Source organism: Streptomyces lancefieldiae (genome assembly GCF_031845825.1).
Taxonomy (GTDB): domain Bacteria; phylum Actinomycetota; class Actinomycetes; order Streptomycetales; family Streptomycetaceae; genus Streptomyces; species Streptomyces lancefieldiae.
The window spans coordinates 256295-275867 of record NZ_JAVRFH010000003.1; the positions used below are offsets into that span (position 1 = coordinate 256295).

General features: G+C 71.8%; 17 protein-coding genes. 14 read left to right on the plus strand and 3 right to left on the minus strand.

Annotated features, from left to right (window positions below; translation table 11 throughout):
- Positions 1-313 precede the first annotated feature (313 nt).
- The 7 genes from RM812_RS04880 (at position 314) to RM812_RS04910 (ending at position 9912) form a co-directional block, all read left to right on the plus strand.
- Entirely contained in the window at positions 314-2269 is a 1956-nt protein-coding gene (locus tag RM812_RS04880) for an acyl-CoA dehydrogenase family protein (protein ID WP_311571132.1), read from the plus strand.
- Positions 2270-2527: 258 nt separating this feature from the next.
- Entirely contained in the window at positions 2528-3784 is a 1257-nt protein-coding gene (gene dxr / locus RM812_RS04885; RefSeq protein WP_311571133.1) for a 1-deoxy-D-xylulose-5-phosphate reductoisomerase, read from the plus strand.
- An 8-nt stretch (positions 3785-3792) separates the two neighbouring features.
- Positions 3793-5085, plus strand: a complete 1293-nt coding sequence (locus RM812_RS04890) for a M50 family metallopeptidase (RefSeq protein WP_311571173.1) — start codon at positions 3793-3795, stop codon at positions 5083-5085.
- Positions 5086-5303: 218 nt separating this feature from the next.
- Positions 5304-6461, plus strand: coding sequence for a flavodoxin-dependent (E)-4-hydroxy-3-methylbut-2-enyl-diphosphate synthase (gene ispG / locus RM812_RS04895; RefSeq protein WP_311571134.1), 1158 nt, complete (start codon positions 5304-5306; stop codon positions 6459-6461).
- Positions 6462-6562: 101 nt separating this feature from the next.
- Positions 6563-7411 (plus strand): GNAT family N-acetyltransferase, encoded by an 849-nt coding sequence (locus RM812_RS04900; protein ID WP_311571135.1) that lies wholly within the window; start codon positions 6563-6565, stop codon positions 7409-7411.
- A 119-nt stretch (positions 7412-7530) separates the two neighbouring features.
- Positions 7531-8100: a GNAT family N-acetyltransferase gene (locus RM812_RS04905; RefSeq protein WP_311571136.1), complete on the plus strand. Its 570-nt coding sequence runs from the start codon at positions 7531-7533 to the stop codon at positions 8098-8100.
- A 108-nt stretch (positions 8101-8208) separates the two neighbouring features.
- A complete protein-coding gene (locus RM812_RS04910; RefSeq protein ID WP_311571137.1) occupies positions 8209-9912 on the plus strand; it encodes a proline--tRNA ligase in 1704 nt (567 codons plus the stop codon).
- A 226-nt stretch (positions 9913-10138) separates the two neighbouring features.
- Here RM812_RS04910 and RM812_RS04915 read toward each other — a convergent pair whose 3' ends face one another.
- Genes RM812_RS04915 through RM812_RS04925 form a run of 3 tightly spaced genes read right to left on the minus strand, consistent with a single transcriptional unit; the run spans position 10139 to position 12114 of the window.
- Positions 10139-11038 carry an aminoglycoside phosphotransferase family protein gene (locus tag RM812_RS04915; protein ID WP_311571138.1) on the minus strand — a complete coding sequence of 300 codons (900 nt, stop codon included), beginning with the start codon at positions 11036-11038 and terminating at the stop codon, positions 10139-10141.
- 39 nt (positions 11039-11077) lie between these two features.
- Positions 11078-11584, minus strand: a complete 507-nt coding sequence (locus RM812_RS04920) for a ferritin-like domain-containing protein (RefSeq protein ID WP_311571139.1) — start codon at positions 11582-11584, stop codon at positions 11078-11080.
- Entirely contained in the window at positions 11581-12114 is a 534-nt protein-coding gene (locus RM812_RS04925) for a hypothetical protein (RefSeq protein WP_311571140.1), read from the minus strand. Before RM812_RS04925 ends, RM812_RS04920 begins: the two co-directional genes overlap by 4 nt.
- Positions 12115-12342: 228 nt before the next feature.
- On the opposite strand from RM812_RS04925, the gene rimP reads away from it, so the two are divergent.
- The 7 genes from rimP to truB all read left to right on the plus strand — a co-directional run bounded on the left by rimP (position 12343) and on the right by truB (position 19475).
- The gene (gene rimP, locus RM812_RS04930) at positions 12343-12885 is read left to right on the plus strand and encodes a ribosome maturation factor RimP (RefSeq protein ID WP_311571141.1); all 543 of its coding nucleotides are present in this window, start codon (positions 12343-12345) and stop codon (positions 12883-12885) included.
- 2 nt (positions 12886-12887) lie between these two features.
- The gene (nusA, locus tag RM812_RS04935; protein ID WP_311571142.1) at positions 12888-13886 is read left to right on the plus strand and encodes a transcription termination factor NusA; all 999 of its coding nucleotides are present in this window, start codon (positions 12888-12890) and stop codon (positions 13884-13886) included.
- A 139-nt stretch (positions 13887-14025) separates the two neighbouring features.
- Positions 14026-14307 carry a YlxR family protein gene (locus RM812_RS04940; RefSeq protein ID WP_311571143.1) on the plus strand — a complete coding sequence of 94 codons (282 nt, stop codon included), beginning with the start codon at positions 14026-14028 and terminating at the stop codon, positions 14305-14307.
- A gap of 176 nt (positions 14308-14483) precedes the next feature.
- On the plus strand, positions 14484-17543 hold the full coding sequence (gene infB / locus RM812_RS04945; protein ID WP_311571144.1) for a translation initiation factor IF-2: 3060 nt from the start codon (positions 14484-14486) through the stop codon (positions 17541-17543).
- A 189-nt stretch (positions 17544-17732) separates the two neighbouring features.
- Positions 17733-18026, plus strand: coding sequence for a DUF503 domain-containing protein (locus RM812_RS04950; RefSeq protein WP_311571145.1), 294 nt, complete (start codon positions 17733-17735; stop codon positions 18024-18026).
- Between the two features lie 46 nt (positions 18027-18072).
- The gene (gene rbfA, locus RM812_RS04955; protein WP_311571146.1) at positions 18073-18573 is read left to right on the plus strand and encodes a 30S ribosome-binding factor RbfA; all 501 of its coding nucleotides are present in this window, start codon (positions 18073-18075) and stop codon (positions 18571-18573) included.
- A complete protein-coding gene (gene truB, locus RM812_RS04960) occupies positions 18570-19475 on the plus strand; it encodes a tRNA pseudouridine(55) synthase TruB (RefSeq protein ID WP_311571147.1) in 906 nt (301 codons plus the stop codon). Before rbfA ends, truB begins: the two co-directional genes overlap by 4 nt.
- Positions 19476-19573 lie beyond the last annotated feature (98 nt).

The following is a 19573-nucleotide window of genomic DNA, read 5'->3' on the forward strand; positions in this document are numbered from 1 at the left end:
GTGAAGCGCTTCGACAGCGCGCGGGGTGGACAAAGGCGGGTGAGGGTGGTTCGACAGTAGCCCCAGCGAGGGTGGGTGTCCATAGGTTGTCGAAGCGCTTCGACAGCTTTCTGATCGCCGACCGGGCGCCGCTCCCGACGCCCGCTCCCGCCGCGCCGCCGATCGGCCGAACGGCCGCACGAAGGGTGGTGGGACGGTGGCGAATCGGGTACATACGATCGGGTAGCGCCGACTAGTAACGTACGCCCGTAAGTTCGCACATGTCGATCTTTCCGGGAGCCCCCGAACCCCTATTCGCGGCGAGGTGAGCCTCATGTCCGCACCAACCACCCCCTCCTCTTCCTCCTCCCGACCCACCGTCACCGAACGTGAGGCCCGCCAGGTCGCGGAGGCGGCCCGGGAACAGGACTGGCGCAAGCCCAGCTTCGCCAAGGAGCTGTTCCTCGGCCGCTTCCGCCTCGACCTCATCCACCCCCACCCGGTCCCCGCCGACGAGGACGGCCGGCGCGGCGAGGAGTTCCTCGCCAAGCTGCGCGACTTCTGCGAGACGAAGATCGACGGGGCCGTGATCGAGCGCGACGCACGGATCCCGGACGAGGTGATCACCGGGCTGAAGGAGCTCGGCGCCTTCGGCATGAAGATCGACACCAAGTACGGCGGTCTCGGCCTCACCCAGGTCTACTACAACAAGGCCCTCGCCCTGGTCGGATCCGCGAATCCCGCGATCGGCGCGCTGCTCTCCGCCCACCAGTCGATCGGTGTGCCGCAGCCGCTCAAGATGTTCGGCACCCAGGAGCAGAAGGACACGTTCCTGCCGCGCTGCGCCCGCACCGACATCTCCGCGTTCCTGCTGACCGAACCGGACGTCGGCTCCGACCCGGCGCGCCTGGCGACGGCCGCCGTCCCGGACGGGGACGACTACGTCCTCGACGGGGTGAAGCTGTGGACGACCAACGGCGTCGTCGCCGACCTGCTCGTCGTCATGGCGAGGGTGCCGAAGTCGGAGGGCCACAAGGGCGGCATCACCGCCTTCGTCGTGGAGGCCGCCTCGGAGGGCGTCACGGTCGAGAACCGCAACGCCTTCATGGGCCTGCGCGGCCTGGAGAACGGCGTCACCCGCTTCCACCGGGTGCGCGTCCCGGCGGCGAACCGCATCGGCCCCGAGGGGGCCGGCCTGAAGATCGCCCTGACCACCCTGAACACCGGCCGCCTCTCACTCCCCGCGATGTGCGTCGGCGCCGGCAAGTGGTGTCTGAAGATCGCCCGCGAGTGGTCGGCGGTGCGCGAGCAGTGGGGCAAGCCGGTCGCACTGCACGAGGCGGTCGGCTCGAAGATCGCGTTCATCGCGGCGACGACCTTCGCGCTGGAGGCCGTACTGGACCTGTCCTCCCAGATGGCCGACGAGGACCGCAACGACATCCGCATCGAGGCCGCCCTCGCCAAGCTCTACGGCTCCGAGATGGCCTGCCTGATGGCCGACCACCTGGTCCAGATCCGCGGCGGCCGGGGCTTCGAGACGGCGGCGTCGCTGGAGGCCCGCGGCGAGCGCGCGGTGCCCGCCGAGCAGATCCTGCGCGACCTGCGCATCAACCGGATCTTCGAGGGCTCCACGGAGATCATGCACCTGCTCATCGCGCGCGAGGCCGTCGACGCCCACCTCTCGGTCGCCGGCGACCTGATCGACCCCGACAAGACCCTGTCCGACAAGGCGCGGGCGGGCGCGCAGGCGGGCGTCTTCTACGCCAAGTGGCTGCCGAAGCTCGTCGCGGGACCGGGGCAACTCCCGCGCTCCTACGCCGAGTTCCACCCGTCCGGCCACCCCGACCTGTCCGGGCACCTGCGCTACGTCGAACGCACCGCCCGCAAGCTCGCCCGCTCCACCTTCTACGCCATGTCCCGCTGGCAGGGCCGGATGGAGACCAAGCAGGGCTTCCTCGGCCGCGTCGTCGACATCGGCGCGGAGCTGTTCGCGATGAGCGCCGCCTGCGTCCGCGCCGAGCATCTGCGCACCAAGGGCGACCACGGCCGCGAGGCCTACCAGCTCGCCGACGCCTTCTGCCGCCAGGCCCGCCTCCGCGTCGAGGAGCTCTTCGGCCGCCTGTGGACCAACACCGACGACGTCGACCGCAAGGTCGTCAAGGGCGTACTGGGCGGCGCGTACGAGTGGCTGGAACATGGCGTCGTCGACCCGTCCGGCAACGGCCCGTGGATCGCGGACGCGACCCCGGGCCCCTCACAGCGCGAGAACGTGCACCGCCCCATCAGGTGAACCCGAACCCCCGGCACACCCTTCCGCCCGCCCGCCCCGGCGGACGCCGGTTCCGCTCGGCCGGCCCGTCGGGCGGCCCGTCACACCGGACCGCCCGGCCCGTACCGTCCAAGAGGGCGGAGCCCCGCCCGGCCGGCGAGCCGCGGCGGTCGGGGCTCGCCCCCGCTGGCCCCGGCGTTCCACCCAGGTCAGGGCCCCTGACTCCCCGGCGAGGGACGCGCTGTCCCCCTGGAGGGCCGTTGCGGCCACAATGGGGGGATGAGCGACAGTCCAGCCCCCCTCGCCGACCCGCACCTCGTTTACGACCCGGTGGCGGGCGACGGCCCCAAGGACGTGGTGATCCTCGGGTCCACCGGGTCGATCGGGACCCAGGCCATCGACCTCGTGCTGCGCAACCCCGACCGCTTCCGGGTGACCGGCCTGTCCGCCAACGGCGGCCGGGTCGCCCTCCTCGCCGAGCAGGCGTACCGGCTGAAGGCGCGGACTGTCGCCGTCGCCCGCGAGGATGTCGTACCGGCGCTGCGCGAGGCGCTCGCCGGTCAGTACGGTACCGGGGAGCCGCTCCCCGAGATCCTCGCCGGACCGGAGGCGGCCACGCAGCTCGCCGCCTCCGACTGCCACACCGTCCTCAACGGCATCACCGGCTCCATCGGGCTCGCCCCGACCCTGGCCGCCCTGGAGGCGGGCCGCACCCTCGCGCTCGCCAACAAGGAATCGCTCATCGTCGGCGGTCCGCTGGTCAAGGCCCTCGCCAAGCCCGGACAGATCATCCCGGTCGACTCCGAGCACGCCGCCCTCTTCCAGGCGCTCGCCGCAGGCACCCGTGCCGACGTGCGCAAACTGGTCGTCACCGCCTCCGGCGGCCCCTTCCGTGGCCGGACCAAGGAGCAGCTGGCGAGCGTCACCGTCGAGGACGCCCTCGCCCACCCCACCTGGGCCATGGGCCCGGTGATCACGATCAACTCCGCCACCCTCGTCAACAAGGGCCTGGAGGTGATCGAGGCGCACCTGCTCTACGACATTCCCTTCGACCGCATCGAGGTCGTCGTGCACCCGCAGTCGTACGTCCACTCGATGGTCGAGTTCACGGACGGATCGACCCTGGCCCACGCCACGCCCCCCGACATGGGTGGGCCCATCGCCGTCGGCCTCGGCTGGCCCGAACGCGTCCCCGACGCCGCCCCCGCCTTCGACTGGAGCAGGGCCTCGACCTGGGAGTTCTTCCCGCTCGACAACGAGGCCTTCCCCTCGGTGAACCTGGCCCGCCACGTCGGGGAGCTCGCGGGCACGGCCCCGGCGGTGTTCAATGCCGCCAACGAGGAGTGCGTCGAGGCGTTCCGCTCCGGCGCGCTGCCGTATCTCGGGATCATGGAAACCGTCACGCGGGTGGTCGAGGAACACGGCACCCCCCGTACGGGAACCTCGCTCACCGTCGCGGACGTCCTCGAAGCGGAGACCTGGGCCCGCGCCCGGGCCCGGGAACTGGCGGCACAGACGGCGGAGGCCCGTGCATGACGACCCTGATGTTCATCCTCGGCATAGTCCTCTTCGCGGTCGGCCTGCTGTTCTCCATCGCCTGGCACGAGCTGGGCCATCTGTCCACGGCCAAGCTCTTCGGCATCCGCGTGCCCCAGTACATGGTCGGCTTCGGGCCGACGATCTTCTCGCGGAAGAAGGGCGAGACCGAGTACGGGATCAAGGCCATCCCGTTCGGCGGCTACATCCGCATGATCGGCATGTTCCCGCCCGGCGCCGACGGCCGGCTGGAGGCCCGCTCCACCTCGCCCTGGCGCGGCATGATCGAGGACGCCCGCTCGGCGGCCTTCGAGGAACTGCAGCCGGGTGACGAGAAGCGCCTGTTCTACACGCGCAAGCCGTGGAAACGGGTCATCGTGATGTTCGCGGGCCCGTTCATGAACCTCGTCCTCGCGGTGGTGCTGTTCCTCACCGTCCTGATGGGCTTCGGCATCTCGCAGCAGACCACCACCGTCAGCTCCGTCTCCCAGTGCGTCATCTCGCAGAGCGAGAACCGCGACGACTGCGCCAAGTCCGACCCGGCCTCCCCCGCCGCGGCGGCCGGCCTCAAGGCGGGCGACAAGATCGTCTCCTTCGACGGGGTGCGCACCGACGACTGGGACAAGCTGTCCGACCTGATCCGCGCCAACCCCGGCGAGGACGTCCCGGTCGTCGTCGACCGCAAGGGCGAGCAGGTCACACTGCACGCGACGATCGCCACCAACCAGGTCGCGAAGAAGGACTCCCACGGACAGATCGTCGAGGGCGAGTACGTCACGGCGGGCTTCCTCGGCTTCAGCGCCGCCACCGGCGTGGTGAAGCAGGACTTCGGCCAGTCCGTGACCTGGATGGGCGACCGGATCGGCGACGCCGTCGACTCCCTCGCCGCACTGCCCAGCAAGATCCCCGCCCTGTGGGACGCGGCCTTCGGTGACGGACCGCGCGAGGCCGACTCCCCGATGGGCGTCGTCGGCGCCGCCCGCGTCGGCGGCGAGATCACCACCCTGGACATCCCGCCCACCCAGCAGCTGGCGATGTTCGTCATGCTGGTGGCCGGCTTCAACCTCTCCCTGTTCCTCTTCAACATGCTCCCGCTGCTGCCGCTCGACGGCGGCCACATCGCGGGCGCGCTGTGGGAGTCGCTGCGCCGGGGCACGGCCAAGGTGCTGCGCCGCCCGGACCCGGGCCCGTTCGACGTGGCGAAGCTGATGCCGGTGGCGTATGTGGTGGCGGGCGTCTTCGTCTGCTTCACGCTGCTCGTCCTGGTGGCGGACGTCGTCAATCCGGTACGGATCAGCTGACGGCACCGGCGCCCGCGTTCATCCGATGAGAAGCCCGATCCGGAGAGCATGTCCCTCCGGGGCGGGCTTCACGCCCCGCACCCCCCAGATGGACGCCAAAGGATGCATCTCCCGGACGCGGGGTGCCGGGCGTTCACGCGCGTACCGTAATCTCGAAGGCCGGAGCCCGCCGCTGTAACGGGGCCGGACTTGAACCACGACTTGGGGTTGCACAGCAGATGACTGCGATTTCTCTCGGCATGCCGTCCGTTCCGACCACGCTCGCCGAACGCCGCAAGAGCCGGAAGATCCAGGTCGGGTCGGTGGCGGTGGGCGGTGACGCGCCCGTGTCGGTGCAGTCCATGACCACGACCCGTACGTCCGACATCGGCGCGACGCTCCAGCAGATCGCGGAGCTGACGGCTTCCGGCTGCCAGATCGTGCGGGTGGCCTGCCCCACCCAGGACGACGCCGATGCCCTCGCGGTGATCGCGAAGAAGTCGCAGATCCCGGTGATCGCCGACATCCACTTCCAGCCGAAGTACGTCTTCGCCGCGATCGAGGCCGGCTGCGCCGCGGTCCGCGTGAACCCCGGCAACATCAAGCAGTTCGACGACAAGGTCAGGGAGATCGCCAAGGCGGCGAAGGACCACGGCACCCCGATCCGCATCGGCGTGAACGCGGGCTCGCTGGACCGGCGCCTGCTCCAGAAGTACGGCAGGGCGACCCCCGAGGCACTGGCCGAGTCCGCCCTGTGGGAGGCGTCCCTCTTCGAGGAGCACGACTTCCGGGACATCAAGATCTCCGTCAAGCACAACGACCCGGTCGTGATGGTCGAGGCCTACCGACAGCTCGCCGCCCAGTGCGACTACCCGCTGCACCTCGGTGTCACCGAGGCCGGCCCCGCGTTCCAGGGCACCATCAAGTCGGCCGTCGCCTTCGGCGCGCTGCTGTCCCAGGGCATCGGTGACACCATCCGCGTCTCCCTGTCGGCCCCGCCGGTCGAGGAGGTCAAGGTCGGCATCCAGATCCTGGAGTCGCTGAACCTGCGCCAGCGCGGCCTGGAGATCGTCTCCTGCCCCTCCTGCGGCCGCGCCCAGGTCGACGTCTACAAGCTGGCCGAGGAGGTCACCGCCGGCCTGGAGGGCATGGACGTCCCGCTGCGCGTCGCCGTCATGGGCTGCGTCGTCAACGGTCCCGGCGAGGCCCGCGAGGCCGACCTCGGCGTAGCCTCCGGCAACGGCAAGGGCCAGATCTTCGTCAAGGGCGAGGTCATCAAGACCGTTCCCGAGTCGAAGATCGTGGAGACGCTCATCGAAGAGGCCATGAAGCTCGCCGAGCAGATGGAGAAGGACGGGGTCCCCTCCGGCGAGCCGTCGGTCGCCGTCGCGGGCTGACCGCCGGCCCGGCCATCGCGCCGCCCCAGGGGGGGCGGCGCGGCACATTTTCGGCAGGTACAGTGCGGAGATCAGCAGATCTCAGGGTGAGGCCCCCGCACGTGTTGACGCAGACCACCTCCCGCGTGCTCGAACCGAGCGACCTGGACGCCGCGCTCGCCGTCCTCGACCGCGAGCCGGTCGCCAACGCCTTCGTCACCGCCAGGGTCCAGGTCGCCGGCCTCGACCCGTGGCGGCTCGGCGGCGAGATGTGGGGCTGGTACGAGCACGGCATGCTGACGTCCCTGTGCTACGCGGGCGCCAACCTCGTCCCCATCTGCGCCACCCCGCGGGCCGTCCGCGCCTTCGCCGACCGCGCCCGGCGGGCCGGCCGCCGCTGCTCCTCGATCGTGGGCCCCGCCGAGTCCACCGCCCAGCTCTGGCGGCTCCTCGAACCGGGCTGGGGCCCGGCCCGCGAGGTCCGCACCAGGCAGCCCCTCATGGTCACCGGCCGCATGCCCACCGGCATAGCCCCGGACCCCTACGTCCGCCGCGTCCGCAAGGACGAGATGGAGCGGATCATGCCGGCCTGCGTGGCGATGTTCACCGAGGAGGTCGGCGTATCCCCACTGGCAGGCGACGGCGGCCTGCTCTACCAGGCCCGGGTCGCCGAACTCGTCGGCGCCGGCCGCTCCTTCGCCCGCTTCGACACCGACGGCAAGGTCGTCTTCAAGGCCGAGATCGGGGCCGCCACCGACCGCGCCTGCCAGATCCAGGGCGTCTGGGTGGCCCCCGAGTACCGGGGCAGGGGCCTCGCGGCACCGGGAATGGCGGCGGTCCTGCGCTACGCCCTGGCCGACATCGCCCCGGTGGCGAGCCTGTACGTGAACGACTTCAACACGGCGGCGAGAAGGACGTACCTGCGGGTGGGCTTCCAAGAGGTCGGCGCCTTCATGAGCGTCCTGTTCTGACCTCGACCGCGTCCCATTCCGTGATCGCCGGTGGAGCAACGGACCTCAGGGGCTGCGCGACCGGCCACCCGGAAACGGCCCTCGGCACACGCCGGCATCCCCCCTGTAGGCTCCCCGGCATGGACCTCGTCATCGGCCCCTTGGACCTGCCAGCCCACGTCGACGAGGCCCTTGCCGTCCAAGCCGCCGCCTTCGGCCTCGGCCCCGACGAGGTGGCCGTCCGCCGCCAGATCGTCCTGCGCCACATGACCCACCCCGGTGCCCGCGCCCTCGGCGCCACCACTCCCGGAGGGGACCTCGTCGGCTTCGTCTACGGCATGCCCAACGACCGCACCCACTGGTGGTCCACCGTGGTCGAGCCCTACCTCCGCGCCCAGGGCAACGACGCCTGGCTCGACGACTCCTTCGTCATCACCGAACTCCACGTCCACCCGGCCCACCAGAACCGGGGAGCGGGCCGCAGCCTGATCACCACGATCACCGACAGCGCCGCCGAACCCCGCTCGATCCTCTCCGCCATCGACACCGAGAGCCCCGCCCGCGGCCTGTACCGCTCCCTCGGCTACCACGATCTCGCCCGCCGGGTCCTCTTCCCCAGCGCCCCGAAGCCGTACGCCGTGATGGGCGCCACCCTCCCGCTGCGGCGGCCCTCTCACGGGAGCACCGGGCAGGGCCCCGCCGGGCCATAACCGATTTCCGCCGGGATGGACCACCCGGCTAACCTCCTGCCATTACCCTCCCCCACTCTCGGCTTCGCCCGGGCGGGGGGACCCCCGTCAGCAGGAGATACGAGAACCATGGCCAACGCACCGGTCCAGCGCATGTCGAAGTTGATGGCGAAGACGCTGCGCGACGACCCGGCGGACGCCGAGGTCCTCAGCCACAAGCTGCTGGTCCGCGCCGGCTACGTGCGCCGCACCGCCGCCGGCCTCTGGAGCTGGCTGCCGCTCGGCAAGAAGGTCCTCGGCAACATCGAGCGCATCGTCCGCGAGGAGATGGACGCCATCGGCGCCCAGGAGGTCCAGCTCCCCGCCCTGCTGCCGCGCGAGCCGTACGAGGCGACCGGCCGCTGGGAGGAGTACGGCCCCGAGCTGTTCCGCCTCCAGGACCGCAAGGGCGGCGACTACCTCCTCGGCCCCACCCACGAGGAGATCTTCACCCTGCTGGTGAAGGACCAGGCGTCCTCCTACAAGGACCTGCCGGTCATCCTGTACCAGATCCAGAACAAGTACCGCGACGAGGCCCGCCCCCGGGCCGGTATCCTGCGCGGCCGCGAGTTCCTCATGAAGGACTCCTACTCCTTCGACGTCGCCGACGAGGGCCTCGCCGAGTCCTACGCCCTGCACCGCGCCGCCTACCAGCGCATCTTCGAGCGCCTCGGCCTCGACTACCGCATCTGCGCGGCCACCGCCGGCGCGATGGGCGGCTCCAAGTCCGAGGAGTTCCTCGCCCCGGCCGAGGCCGGCGAGGACACCTTCGCGGACTGCCCGAACTGCGACTTCGCCGCCAACACCGAGGCGATCACCTACGCGCTCCAGCCGGTGGACGCGGCCGGCGTGCCCGCCGCCGAGGACATCCCGACCCCCGACACCCCCACCATCGAGTCCCTGGCCGCCTCCCTCGGCGTCCCCGCCTCCGCGACCCTGAAGAACCTGCTCGTCAAGGTCGACGGCGAGATCGTCGCCGTGGGCGTGCCCGGGGACCGCGAGGTCGACATGGACAAGGTCGAGGCGCACTTCGCCCCGGCCGCCGTCGAGCTGGTCACCGCCGAGGACTTCGTGGGCCGTCCCGACCTGGTCCGCGGCTATGTCGGTCCGCAGGGCCTGGGCGACAAGGTCAAGTACATCGCCGACCCGCGCGTGGCGCCGGGCACGGCGTGGATCACGGGCGCCAACAAGGAGCACACGCACGCCAAGAACGTCGTGGCGGGCCGTGACTTCGAGGTCGAGGAGTACGTCGACGTCGTCGTGGTCCGGGAGGGCGACCCCTGCCCGAAGTGCGGCACCGGCCTCAAGCTGGACCGCGCCATCGAGATCGGCCACATCTTCCAGCTCGGCCGCAAGTACACCGATGCCCTCAAGCTCGACGTCCTCGGCCAGAACGGCAAGCCGGCCCGCGTCACCATGGGCTCCTACGGCATCGGCGTCTCCCGCGCGGTCGCCGCCCTCGCCGAGCAGCACGCCGACGACAAGGGCCTCGTCTGGTCCAAGGAGGTCGCCCCGGCCGACGTCCACGTCGTCGCCGCCGGCAAGGCCCTCCAGACCGAGCTGGCCCTCGAGGTCTCCGACAAGCTGGCCGCCGCCGGCGTCCGCGTCCTGGTCGACGACCGGGCCGGGGTCTCCCCGGGCGTGAAGTTCACGGACGCCGAACTGATCGGCGTACCCCAGATCCTGGTCGCCGGGCGCCGCTCCGCCGAAGGCGTGGTCGAACTGAAGGACCGCCGCACCGGCGAGCGCGAGGAAGTGACGGTCGAGGAGGCCATCAGCCGCCTCACGGCCTGACACGCTGCCACACCGCAGGGGGCGCCCACGTCCGACGGGCGCCCCCTGCGCGGCGTGTTGCCGGGTGGCGCGGGGCCGTGGGTGGTGGCCCGGCCGACCCGGCAGGGGACGACGGCGGGACAAAGGGGTGGCCGGCGCCACCCGCGACGCGAACGGCGTCGGCGGCGTGCCCCACCAGCGGCTGCCCCGATGTCACAGCGTCACAGCCGGCGGGCGCCGGCGTGTCCTACAGCCAGCCCGCGAACTCCAGCAGCAGCTCCGCGTCCCGCTCCCGGCCCACCCGGCGGGCCCGCACCCCCGATTCGACGGCGCGGAACAGGGTCCAGCCGCGCAGCCGCTCCTGGTCGACCTCCAGCGACTCCGCGAGCCGCTTGACGCGACGCCGGGTCGTCGACGCGCCCGACGGCTGGGCGATGAGGTCCTCCACCCGGTCCCGCACCAGCCGCGCGAGGTCGAAGGCGCTCTCACCGACCACCGGGTCGGGCCCCACCGCCAGCCACGGCATCCGGTCCCCGGCGAGCACCTTGCTCTGGCGGAACGTGCCGTGCAGGAGCCGCTGTTCGGACGGCGCGGCCAGCAGTGCCTCGCGGGCGGCGAGCGCCGCGTCGACCAGCGGCGCCACCTCGGGGTCGGTCACCGCGCCCGCCCGCATGGCCTCGGCCTGCCGCCCGGTCCGCTCGGCGACGGTCTCGAAGGGATGCCCGGCGGGCGGCTCCACCCACAGCCGCCGCAGCGTGCCCGCCGCCTCCAGCAACGCCTTCGACTCCGGCAGCGACCGCACCGACACGTCCGGATGCAGCCGCTCCAGCAGCAGTACGCCCTCCAGGGTGTCCTCGTCGAGCAGTTGCACGGCACCCAGTCCGCCCCAGTGGGCGAGCGCGGCCCGCTCGCTCCGCGGACGCGCCCGGCGCGGGGCCAGCTTCAGCACCGCGGGCGTCCCGTCGGCCCTCCGCACCAGGACCACCAGACTGCTGCGCCCACCGGGCACCTGCACCCGTTCCACGGTCAACTCGTGCAACGCCACGGCCCGCTCCGCCGCTTCGGGCAGCTTCTCCAACCAGTCGTCACCGTCCGGTGCCGTCTCACCGAGCGCCCTGACCAGACGCCGCGGCGGTTCGAAAGCCATGCGCGAGCCGTTCCCTTCCCGTACGGGCAGCCGTACGTGTCACGCGGTCGGTGCCGCCGAAGCAGAAGCCGGGCCCGAGGCGGAGTCCGGTGCCGGTTCCGACGCCGGAGGGCTGCCGGCCCGCTCGGCGAGCCCAGGGAAGGCTACGCTCCCGCCCCGCCAGCGCACCGCCCGCACCGCCGCCTCCCGCAGCGACCCGGCCGCCGCGGCCCGCCGGGCGCCCTCGGCAGCCCGCACCAGGTCGGAGTAGACCCCGGCCACCCGGTCCTCCAACTCGGCCGCCAGCCGCACCGCCGCGGCCGAGTCCGGCACCGGGAAGGGCAGTGTGTAACCGGCCGACGCGGCGACCGGCTTGCCGCCGAGGTCGCGCACCTGGCGCGCCAGCGCGTCCCGCCGCGCCCGGTGGGCGTCGTACGCCGCCCGTGCCTCAGCGCGCCGCTCCTCGCCGACCCGTGCTCCGACGACCCCGTAGCCGTACACGGCCGCGTGCTCCGCCGCCAGCGCCGCCTGGAAGGCGTCCAGCTCCCGGTCCTCCGCCTCGCTCACCCGTCACCCTCCGTCAGCAGAAACACGTGCGCCGCCCCGGCCGCCGCCACCGAGGCCAGCAGCCGCGCCAGCTCGCCGGGCACCTCCAGCAGCGCCCCGGCCCGCCGGTCGGCCAGCTCCCGCTCGGCGGCGGCGAGCTGGGCCAGGGCGTCCTTCTCGGACTCCGGTACGGCACCGGCGGCGTCCCCGGGCCCGGCGGCCCGCGCGGAGACCGAGGGCGACGCCTTCGGGGCGGCCGTCCCCGCGGCGCCGAACGCCTCCGCGTGCCGAACGGCCTCCGCGCGCAACGGCGTGAGCCGCGCCGCCAGTCCCGGATGCGCGGCGATCACCGTCGCGTAGCGCGCGGCCAGTCCCTCGCTGTCCCGGGCCGCACGCGCGCGTGCCCGGTCGGCGACCGACGGGCTGCCGCCCGAGCCGCCGGAGTCCGAGCCGCCGGAACAGCCGACGAGCAGCGCGGCCCCGGCGGCCGACGCGAGCAGGCTCCTTCTGCGCGGGCCCGGGGGCAGGCGCAGCGATGAGGAAAACGACACGGCAGACGTCCTCGACAGGCTCGTACGGAAGCGACGGCAAAGCGACGGGCGAGCGGCGGGACCCCGCGGTGCGGCCTGCCCGTGATCACGGTACCCGGGCCCCGGCCGGGCACCACTCATCGGCACCGCCGAGCCCGGGTGGACGGCATCACCCCCCGCGACCGGATACCCTTTGACCAGACACGCGACCCATCCCACAACAGCACACGCGGCCGAGGAGTCACCCGGATGAGCACCACCCACAGCGAGAGGCTGCGAGAGCTGCTGGAGCCGCTCGTCGCCTCCCAGGGCCTGGACCTCGAAGAGATCGCGGTGGACTCGGTCGGCCGCAAGCGTGTGCTGCGCGTCGTCGTCGACTCCGACACCGGGGCGGACCTGGACCGGATCGCCGATGTGAGCCGCGCGCTCTCGGCGAAGCTCGACGAGAGCGACGCGATGGGCGAGGGGGAGTACACCCTCGAGGTCGGCACCCCGGGCGCGGAGCGCTTCCTCACCGAGCACCGCCACTACGTGCGCGCCACGGACCGCCTGGTGCGGTTCCAACTCCACGAGGGCGGCGAACTCCTGGCCCGCATCCTCGACGTGGACGACGACGGACTCGACCTCGAGGTGCCCGGAGTCAAGGGCCGCAAGGCCACCACCCGCAGACTCGCCTTCGGTGACATCGACAGGGCACGCGTCCAGGTCGAGTTCAACCGCAAGGACGACAGCGACAAGAACACCAAGAACGACCAGAACAACAAGAACACAACGGAAGAGGAGGAGGCGTAGCCGTGGACATCGACATGAGCGCCCTGCGGGGCTTGGTGCGGGAGAAGGAGATCTCCTTCGACCTGCTGGTCGAAGCGATCGAGTCGGCCCTCCTCATCGCCTACCACCGCACCGAGGGAAGCCGCCGACACGCGCGCGTGGAGCTCAACCGGGAGACCGGGCATGTGACCGTGTGGGCGAAGGAGGACCCCGACGACCTCGAAGAGGGCCAGGCGGCCCGCGAGTTCGACGACACCCCGTCCGACTTCGGCCGTATCGCCGCCACCACCGCCAAGCAGGTCATCCTGCAGCGGCTGCGCGACGCCGAGGACGACGCGACACTGGGCGAGTACGCCGGCCGTGAGGGCGACATCGTCACCGGCGTGGTCCAGCAGGGCCGCGACCCGAAGAACGTGCTGGTCGACATCGGCAAGCTCGAGGCCATCCTGCCGGTGCAGGAGCAGGTGCCGGGCGAGACCTACCCGCACGGCATGCGACTGCGTTCGTACGTGGTCCGCGTGGCCAAGGGCGTCCGCGGTCCGTCCGTGACGCTCTCGCGCACGCACCCCAACCTGGTGAAGAAGCTGTTCGCCCTCGAGGTGCCGGAGATCGCCGACGGGTCCGTCGAGATCTCCGCGATCGCCCGCGAGGCCGGCCACCGCACGAAGATCGCGGTGCGCTCCACCCGCTCGGGCCTGAACGCCAAGGGCGCCTGCATCGGCCCCATGGGCGGCCGGGTGCGCAATGTGATGGGCGAGCTGAACGGCGAGAAGATCGACATCGTCGACTGGTCGGACGACCCGGCCGAGATGGTGGCGAACGCGCTCTCCCCGGCCCGCGTCTCCAAGGTGGAGATCGTGGACCTGGCGGCCCGCTCCGCACGGGTGATCGTGCCCGATTACCAGCTCTCGCTGGCGATCGGCAAGGAGGGGCAGAACGCCCGGCTCGCGGCCCGGCTGACCGGCTGGCGGATCGACATCCGGCCGGACACGGAGCAGCCGTCCGAGCGGCCGTCGGAGTAGGGCGGCACGGGGGGCCGAGACCCGGCACGGGGAATAGATCCAAGCCGCACGGCGCTGAGATCACGACAGCTTTGCGTGCGGCAAGCGTTCGATTCTTGCCCCACAGGGGTGAGGTCGGTCCGGGGAGGTAGACTTAGGAGTGTCTGGCCGGACACGTGACGGAGTATGCCCTGAGCGCACCTGCGTGGGGTGCCGGAAGCGAGCGGTCAAGAGCGAGCTGCTGCGCACTGTGGTGGACGAGGATGCGTGCGTCCCCGATCCACGCGGTACGCTGCCCGGCCGGGGTGCCTATGTGCACCCCGCGTCGGTCTGTGTCGACCAGGCAGTGCGCCGCAAGGCGTTCCCGCGGGCGCTCCGCGTCCCGGGTCCGCTCGACGTAAAGGCGTTGCGCCACTACGTCGAGCAGGCACAAGGTTGCTGAAAGCAGCATGTAAGCAACGTGGTAAGGAAGACATGCCGTGCGGAGAACCCCGTGCGGCCTGGTACCTCGCGAGTCGAAAGCAGGTCGAGATTGCGATGAGCACTCGATGAGTACGCGATGAGTACGCCCATGAACTAGCGACGGTCCGGACGCAACCCGGACCTCAGAGGAGCGAAGTGGCTAAGGTCCGGGTCTACGAACTCGCCAAGGAGTTCGGTGTCGAGAGCAAGGTCGTCATGGCCAAGCTCCAGGAACTCGGTGAGTTCGTCCGTTCGGCGTCTTCGACCATCGAAGCGCCCGTAGTACGCAAGCTGACAGACGCCTTCCAGCAGGGCAGCGGCAACGGCCGGTCCGCCGGTCGTCCGGCGGCCCCGAAGAAGGCCGGCCCCAGGCCCGCCGCGCCGTCCCCGGCGCCGGCGGCACGTCCGGCCGCCCCGCGGCCGCCGGCCGCGCCCAAGCCCCCGGCTGCCCAGCAGCCCGAGGCTCCGTCGGCCCCCGCGCCGGCTCCGTCCCAGGGTCCGCGTCCGACGCCGGGTCCGAAGCCCGCGCCCGCGCCGCGTCCGGCCCCGGCCGCGCCGGAGTTCACCGCTCCGCCGGCGGCTCCGGCCGCCTCGGCTCCGGCTCCGGCCGGCCCGAAGCCCGGTGCGCGTCCCGGTGCTCCCAAGCCCGGCGGTCGTCCGGCCGGTCCGGGTCAGGACCGCGGTCAGCAGGGCGGCCAGGGCCGTCCCGGTGGCCAGCGCCCCGGCGCCCCGGCGCAGCGTCCCGGAGGCCGCCCCGGCGGCCCGCGTCCGGGTAACAACCCCTTCACCTCCGGCGGCAACGCCGGCATGGCGCGCCCGCAGGCGCCCCGTCCGCAGGGCGGTCCCCGACCGGCCGGTGGTCCTGGTGCCCCCGGCGCCGGTCCCCGTCCGCAGGCTCCCGGCGGCCAGGGCGGCGGTCCCCGTCCCCAGGCTCCGGGCGGCAACCGTCCGACCCCGGGCTCGATGCCGCGTCCGCAGGGCGGCCAGGGCGGTCCCCGTCCCGGCGGTCCGCGTCCCAACCCCGGCATGATGCCGCAGCGTCCCGCTGCCGGTCCCCGTCCCGGCGGTGGCCCCGGCGGTCGCGGTCCGGCCGGTGCCGGTCGTCCCGGCGGCGGTCGTCCCGGTGGCGGCGGCTTCGCCGGTCGTCCCGCCGGTCCCGGTGGCGGCGGTCGTCCCGGTGGCGGCGGCGGCTTCGCCGGTCGTCCCGGTGGTGGCGGCGGCGGCTTCGGTGGCGGCGGTGGCCGTCCCGGCTTCGGCGGTCGTCCCGGTGGTCCCGGTGGCCGTGGTGGCACGCAGGGCGCCTTCGGTCGTCCCGGCGGTCCCGCGCGTCGCGGTCGCAAGTCGAAGCGGCAGAGGCGCCAGGAGTACGAGGCCATGCAGGCCCCGTCGGTCGGCGGCGTGATGCTGCCTCGCGGCAACGGCGAGACCATTCGCCTGTCGCGCGGTGCGTCGCTCACCGACTTCGCGGAGAAGATCAACGCCAACCCGGCGTCGCTCGTCGCGGTCATGATGAACCTCGGCGAGATGGTCACCGCGACCCAGTCCGTCTCCGACGAGACGCTCCAGCTCCTCGCCGGCGAGATGAACTACACGGTTCAGATCGTCAGCCCGGAGGAGGAGGACCGCGAGCTGCTCGAGTCCTTCGACCTGGAGTTCGGCGAGGACGAGGGCTCCGAGGAGGACCTGGTCGTCCGTCCGCCGGTGGTCACCGTCATGGGTCACGTCGACCACGGAAAGACGCGACTGCTCGACGCCATCCGCAAGACGAACGTCATCGCGGGCGAGGCCGGCGGCATCACCCAGCACATCGGTGCCTACCAGGTCGCGACCGAGGTCAACGACGAAGAGCGCAAGATCACCTTCATCGACACCCCGGGTCACGAGGCGTTCACCGCCATGCGTGCCCGTGGTGCCCGGTCGACCGACATCGCGATCCTGGTCGTCGCGGCCAACGACGGCGTCATGCCGCAGACGGTCGAGGCGCTCAACCACGCCAAGGCGGCCGACGTGCCGATCGTGGTCGCGGTCAACAAGATCGACGTCGAGGGCGCCGACCCGACCAAGGTGCGCGGTCAGCTGACCGAGTACGGCCTGGTGGCCGAGGAGTACGGCGGCGACACCATGTTCGTCGACATCTCCGCCAAGCAGGGTCTGCACATCGACTCGCTGCTGGAGGCCGTGGTCCTCACGGCCGACGCCTCGCTCGACCTGCGGGCCAACCCGAACCAGGACGCGCAGGGCATCTCGATCGAGTCCCGTCTCGACCGCGGCCGCGGTGCCGTGGCGACGGTCCTCGTCCAGCGAGGCACCCTGCGGGTCGGCGACACGATGGTGGTGGGCGACGCCTACGGCCGCGTCCGCGCCATGCTCGACGACAACGGCAACAACGTCGCCGAGGCCGGTCCGTCGACGCCGGTCCAGGTCCTGGGCCTGACCAACGTCCCGGGTGCCGGTGACAACTTCATCGTGGTCGAGGAGGACCGTACGGCCCGCCAGATCGCGGAGAAGCGCGCCGCCCGCGAGCGGAACGCCGCGTTCGCCAAGCGCACGCGCCGCGTGTCGCTGGAGGACCTGGACAAGGTGCTGAAGGCCGGCGAGGTCCAGCAGCTCAACCTGATCATCAAGGGCGACGCGTCCGGATCGGTCGAGGCGCTGGAGTCCTCCCTGCTCCAGCTGGACGTCGGCGAAGAGGTCGACATCCGCGTCCTGCACCGCGGCGTCGGTGCGGTCACGGAGTCCGACATCGACCTGGCGATGGGCTCCGACGCCATCGTGATCGGCTTCAACGTGCGCGCCGCCGGGCGTGCCGCGCAGATGGCCGAACGCGAGGGTGTGGACGTCCGGTACTACTCGGTCATCTACCAGGCGATCGAGGAGATCGAGGCGGCCCTCAAGGGCATGCTCAAGCCGGAGTACGAAGAGGTCGAGCTCGGTACGGCGGAGATCCGCGAGGTCTTCCGCTCGTCCAAGCTGGGCAACATCGCGGGTGTGCTCATCCGCTCCGGCGAGGTCAAGCGCAACACCAAGGCGCGCCTCCTGCGCGATGGCAAGGTCATCGCGGAGAACCTCAACATCGAGGGTCTGCGTCGCTTCAAGGACGACGTCACCGAGATCCGCGAAGGCTTCGAGGGCGGTATCAACCTCGGAAACTTCAACGACATCAAGGTCGACGACGTCATCGCGACGTACGAGATGCGCGAGAAGCCGCGGGTGTGACACACCACGGCTCCGGCCGGCCGACGGGACCCGTCCCGTCGGCCGGCCGGCCGCTGTCTGCGGCCCTCGCGGCCGACGACGGAAACCCCGTCGAGCCTTCGGCAGGATCGGGGTACCGTTCTTGATGTCCCTGCCCACACCGATGGCAGGGCCATCGATCCCGTGCCGGCGGGTCATCCGGATACACACATGTACGTGGGGACGCTGTCCTTCGACCTCCTCCTCGGCGACGTACGGTCGCTGAAGGAGAAGCGCTCCGTCGTCCGCCCGATCGTCGCCGAACTCCAACGGAAGTACTCCGTGAGCGCGGCCGAGGTGGAGAACATGGACCTCCACCGGCGAGCCGGCATCGGCCTCGCCATGGTCTCCGCGGACGCGGGGCACCTGACCGACGTACTCGACCGGTGCGAACGGCTGGTCGCCGCCCGTCCCGAGGTGGAACTGCTGTCCGTCAGACGGCGCTTCCACGGCGAGGACGACTGACTTCCCAGCCCAAGAACAGAGACAGGAAAGAACGGGAGACGGACCAGTGGCCGACAACGCGCGGGCGAAAAGGCTGGCGGACCTCATCCGAGAGGTGGTGGCCCAGAAGCTGCAGCGCGGGATCAAGGACCCGCGGCTCGGCTCGCACGTCACCATCACGGACACCCGGGTCACGGGTGACCTGCGGGAGGCGACCGTCTTCTACACGGTGTACGGGGACGACGAGGAGCGCAAGGCCGCCTCCGCGGGCCTGGAGAGCGCCAAGGGCATCCTGCGCTCCGAGGTCGGCAAGGCGGCCGGCGTGAAGTTCACGCCGACCCTGACCTTCGTCATGGACGCCCTTCCGGACACCGCCCGGAACATCGAGGACCTCCTCGACAAGGCGCGTCAGTCCGACGCGAAGGTGCGCGAGGTGTCCGCGGGTGCCGCGTACGCCGGTGAGGCGGACCCGTACCGGAAGCCGGGCGAGCACGAAGACGAGGCCGTCGAGGCCGCCGAGGCCGCCGAGGCTCCCCAGGCCGACGAGACGGACGAAACCGCTAAATGACCGCCAAGCACCCCACGCCCGACGGCCTTGTCATCGTCGACAAGCCGTCGGGCTTCACTTCGCACGACGTCGTCGCCAAGATGCGGGGCATCGCCCGGACGCGGCGCGTCGGGCACGCGGGCACGCTCGACCCGATGGCGACGGGCGTCCTGGTCCTCGGCGTGGAGCGGGCGACCAAGCTCCTCGGGCACCTCGCCCTCACGGAGAAGGAGTACCTGGGCACCATCAGGCTTGGGCAGACGACGCCGACCGACGATGCCGAGGGCGAGATCACGGGGTCGGTGGACGCCTCGAAGGTCACCCGGGAAGCCATCGACGCCGCCGTCGCCAAGCTGACCGGCGACATCATGCAGGTACCGTCCAAGGTGAGCGCCATCAAGATCAACGGCGTGCGCTCCTACAAGCGGGCGCGCGAGGGCGAGGAGTTCGACATCCCCGCCCGTCCCGTCACCGTCTCCTCCTTCGCGGTGTACGACGTCCGGGACGCCGTCGCCGAGGACGGCACCCCGGTGCTGGACCTGGTGGTGTCGGTGGTCTGCTCCTCCGGCACCTACATCCGCGCCCTGGCCCGGGACCTGGGCGCCGACCTCGGCGTCGGCGGCCATCTCACCGCGCTGCGCCGCACCCGCGTCGGGCCCTACAAGCTCGACGCCGCCCGGACGCTGGACCAGCACCAGCAGGAGCTGGCCGTCATGCCGATCGCGGACGCGGCCACCGCCGCCTTCCCGCGCTGGGACGTGGACGCCAGGCGGGCCCGGCTCCTCACCAACGGCGTACGCCTGGAGATGCCCGACCTGTACACGGGAGCCGGTGCCGTCGCCGTCTTCGACCCGGAGGGCCGCTTCCTGGCGCTCGTGGAGGAGCACAAGGGCAAGGCGAAGAGCCTGGCCATCTTCGGCTGAGCCGACACAGCACCGTCGGGCTCCGCCCGTGGAGCGGCGACGACGGGACTCCCGCCGTCGCCGCTCCACGGTCCCCCTCGGTTCCCCCACCCTCAGGG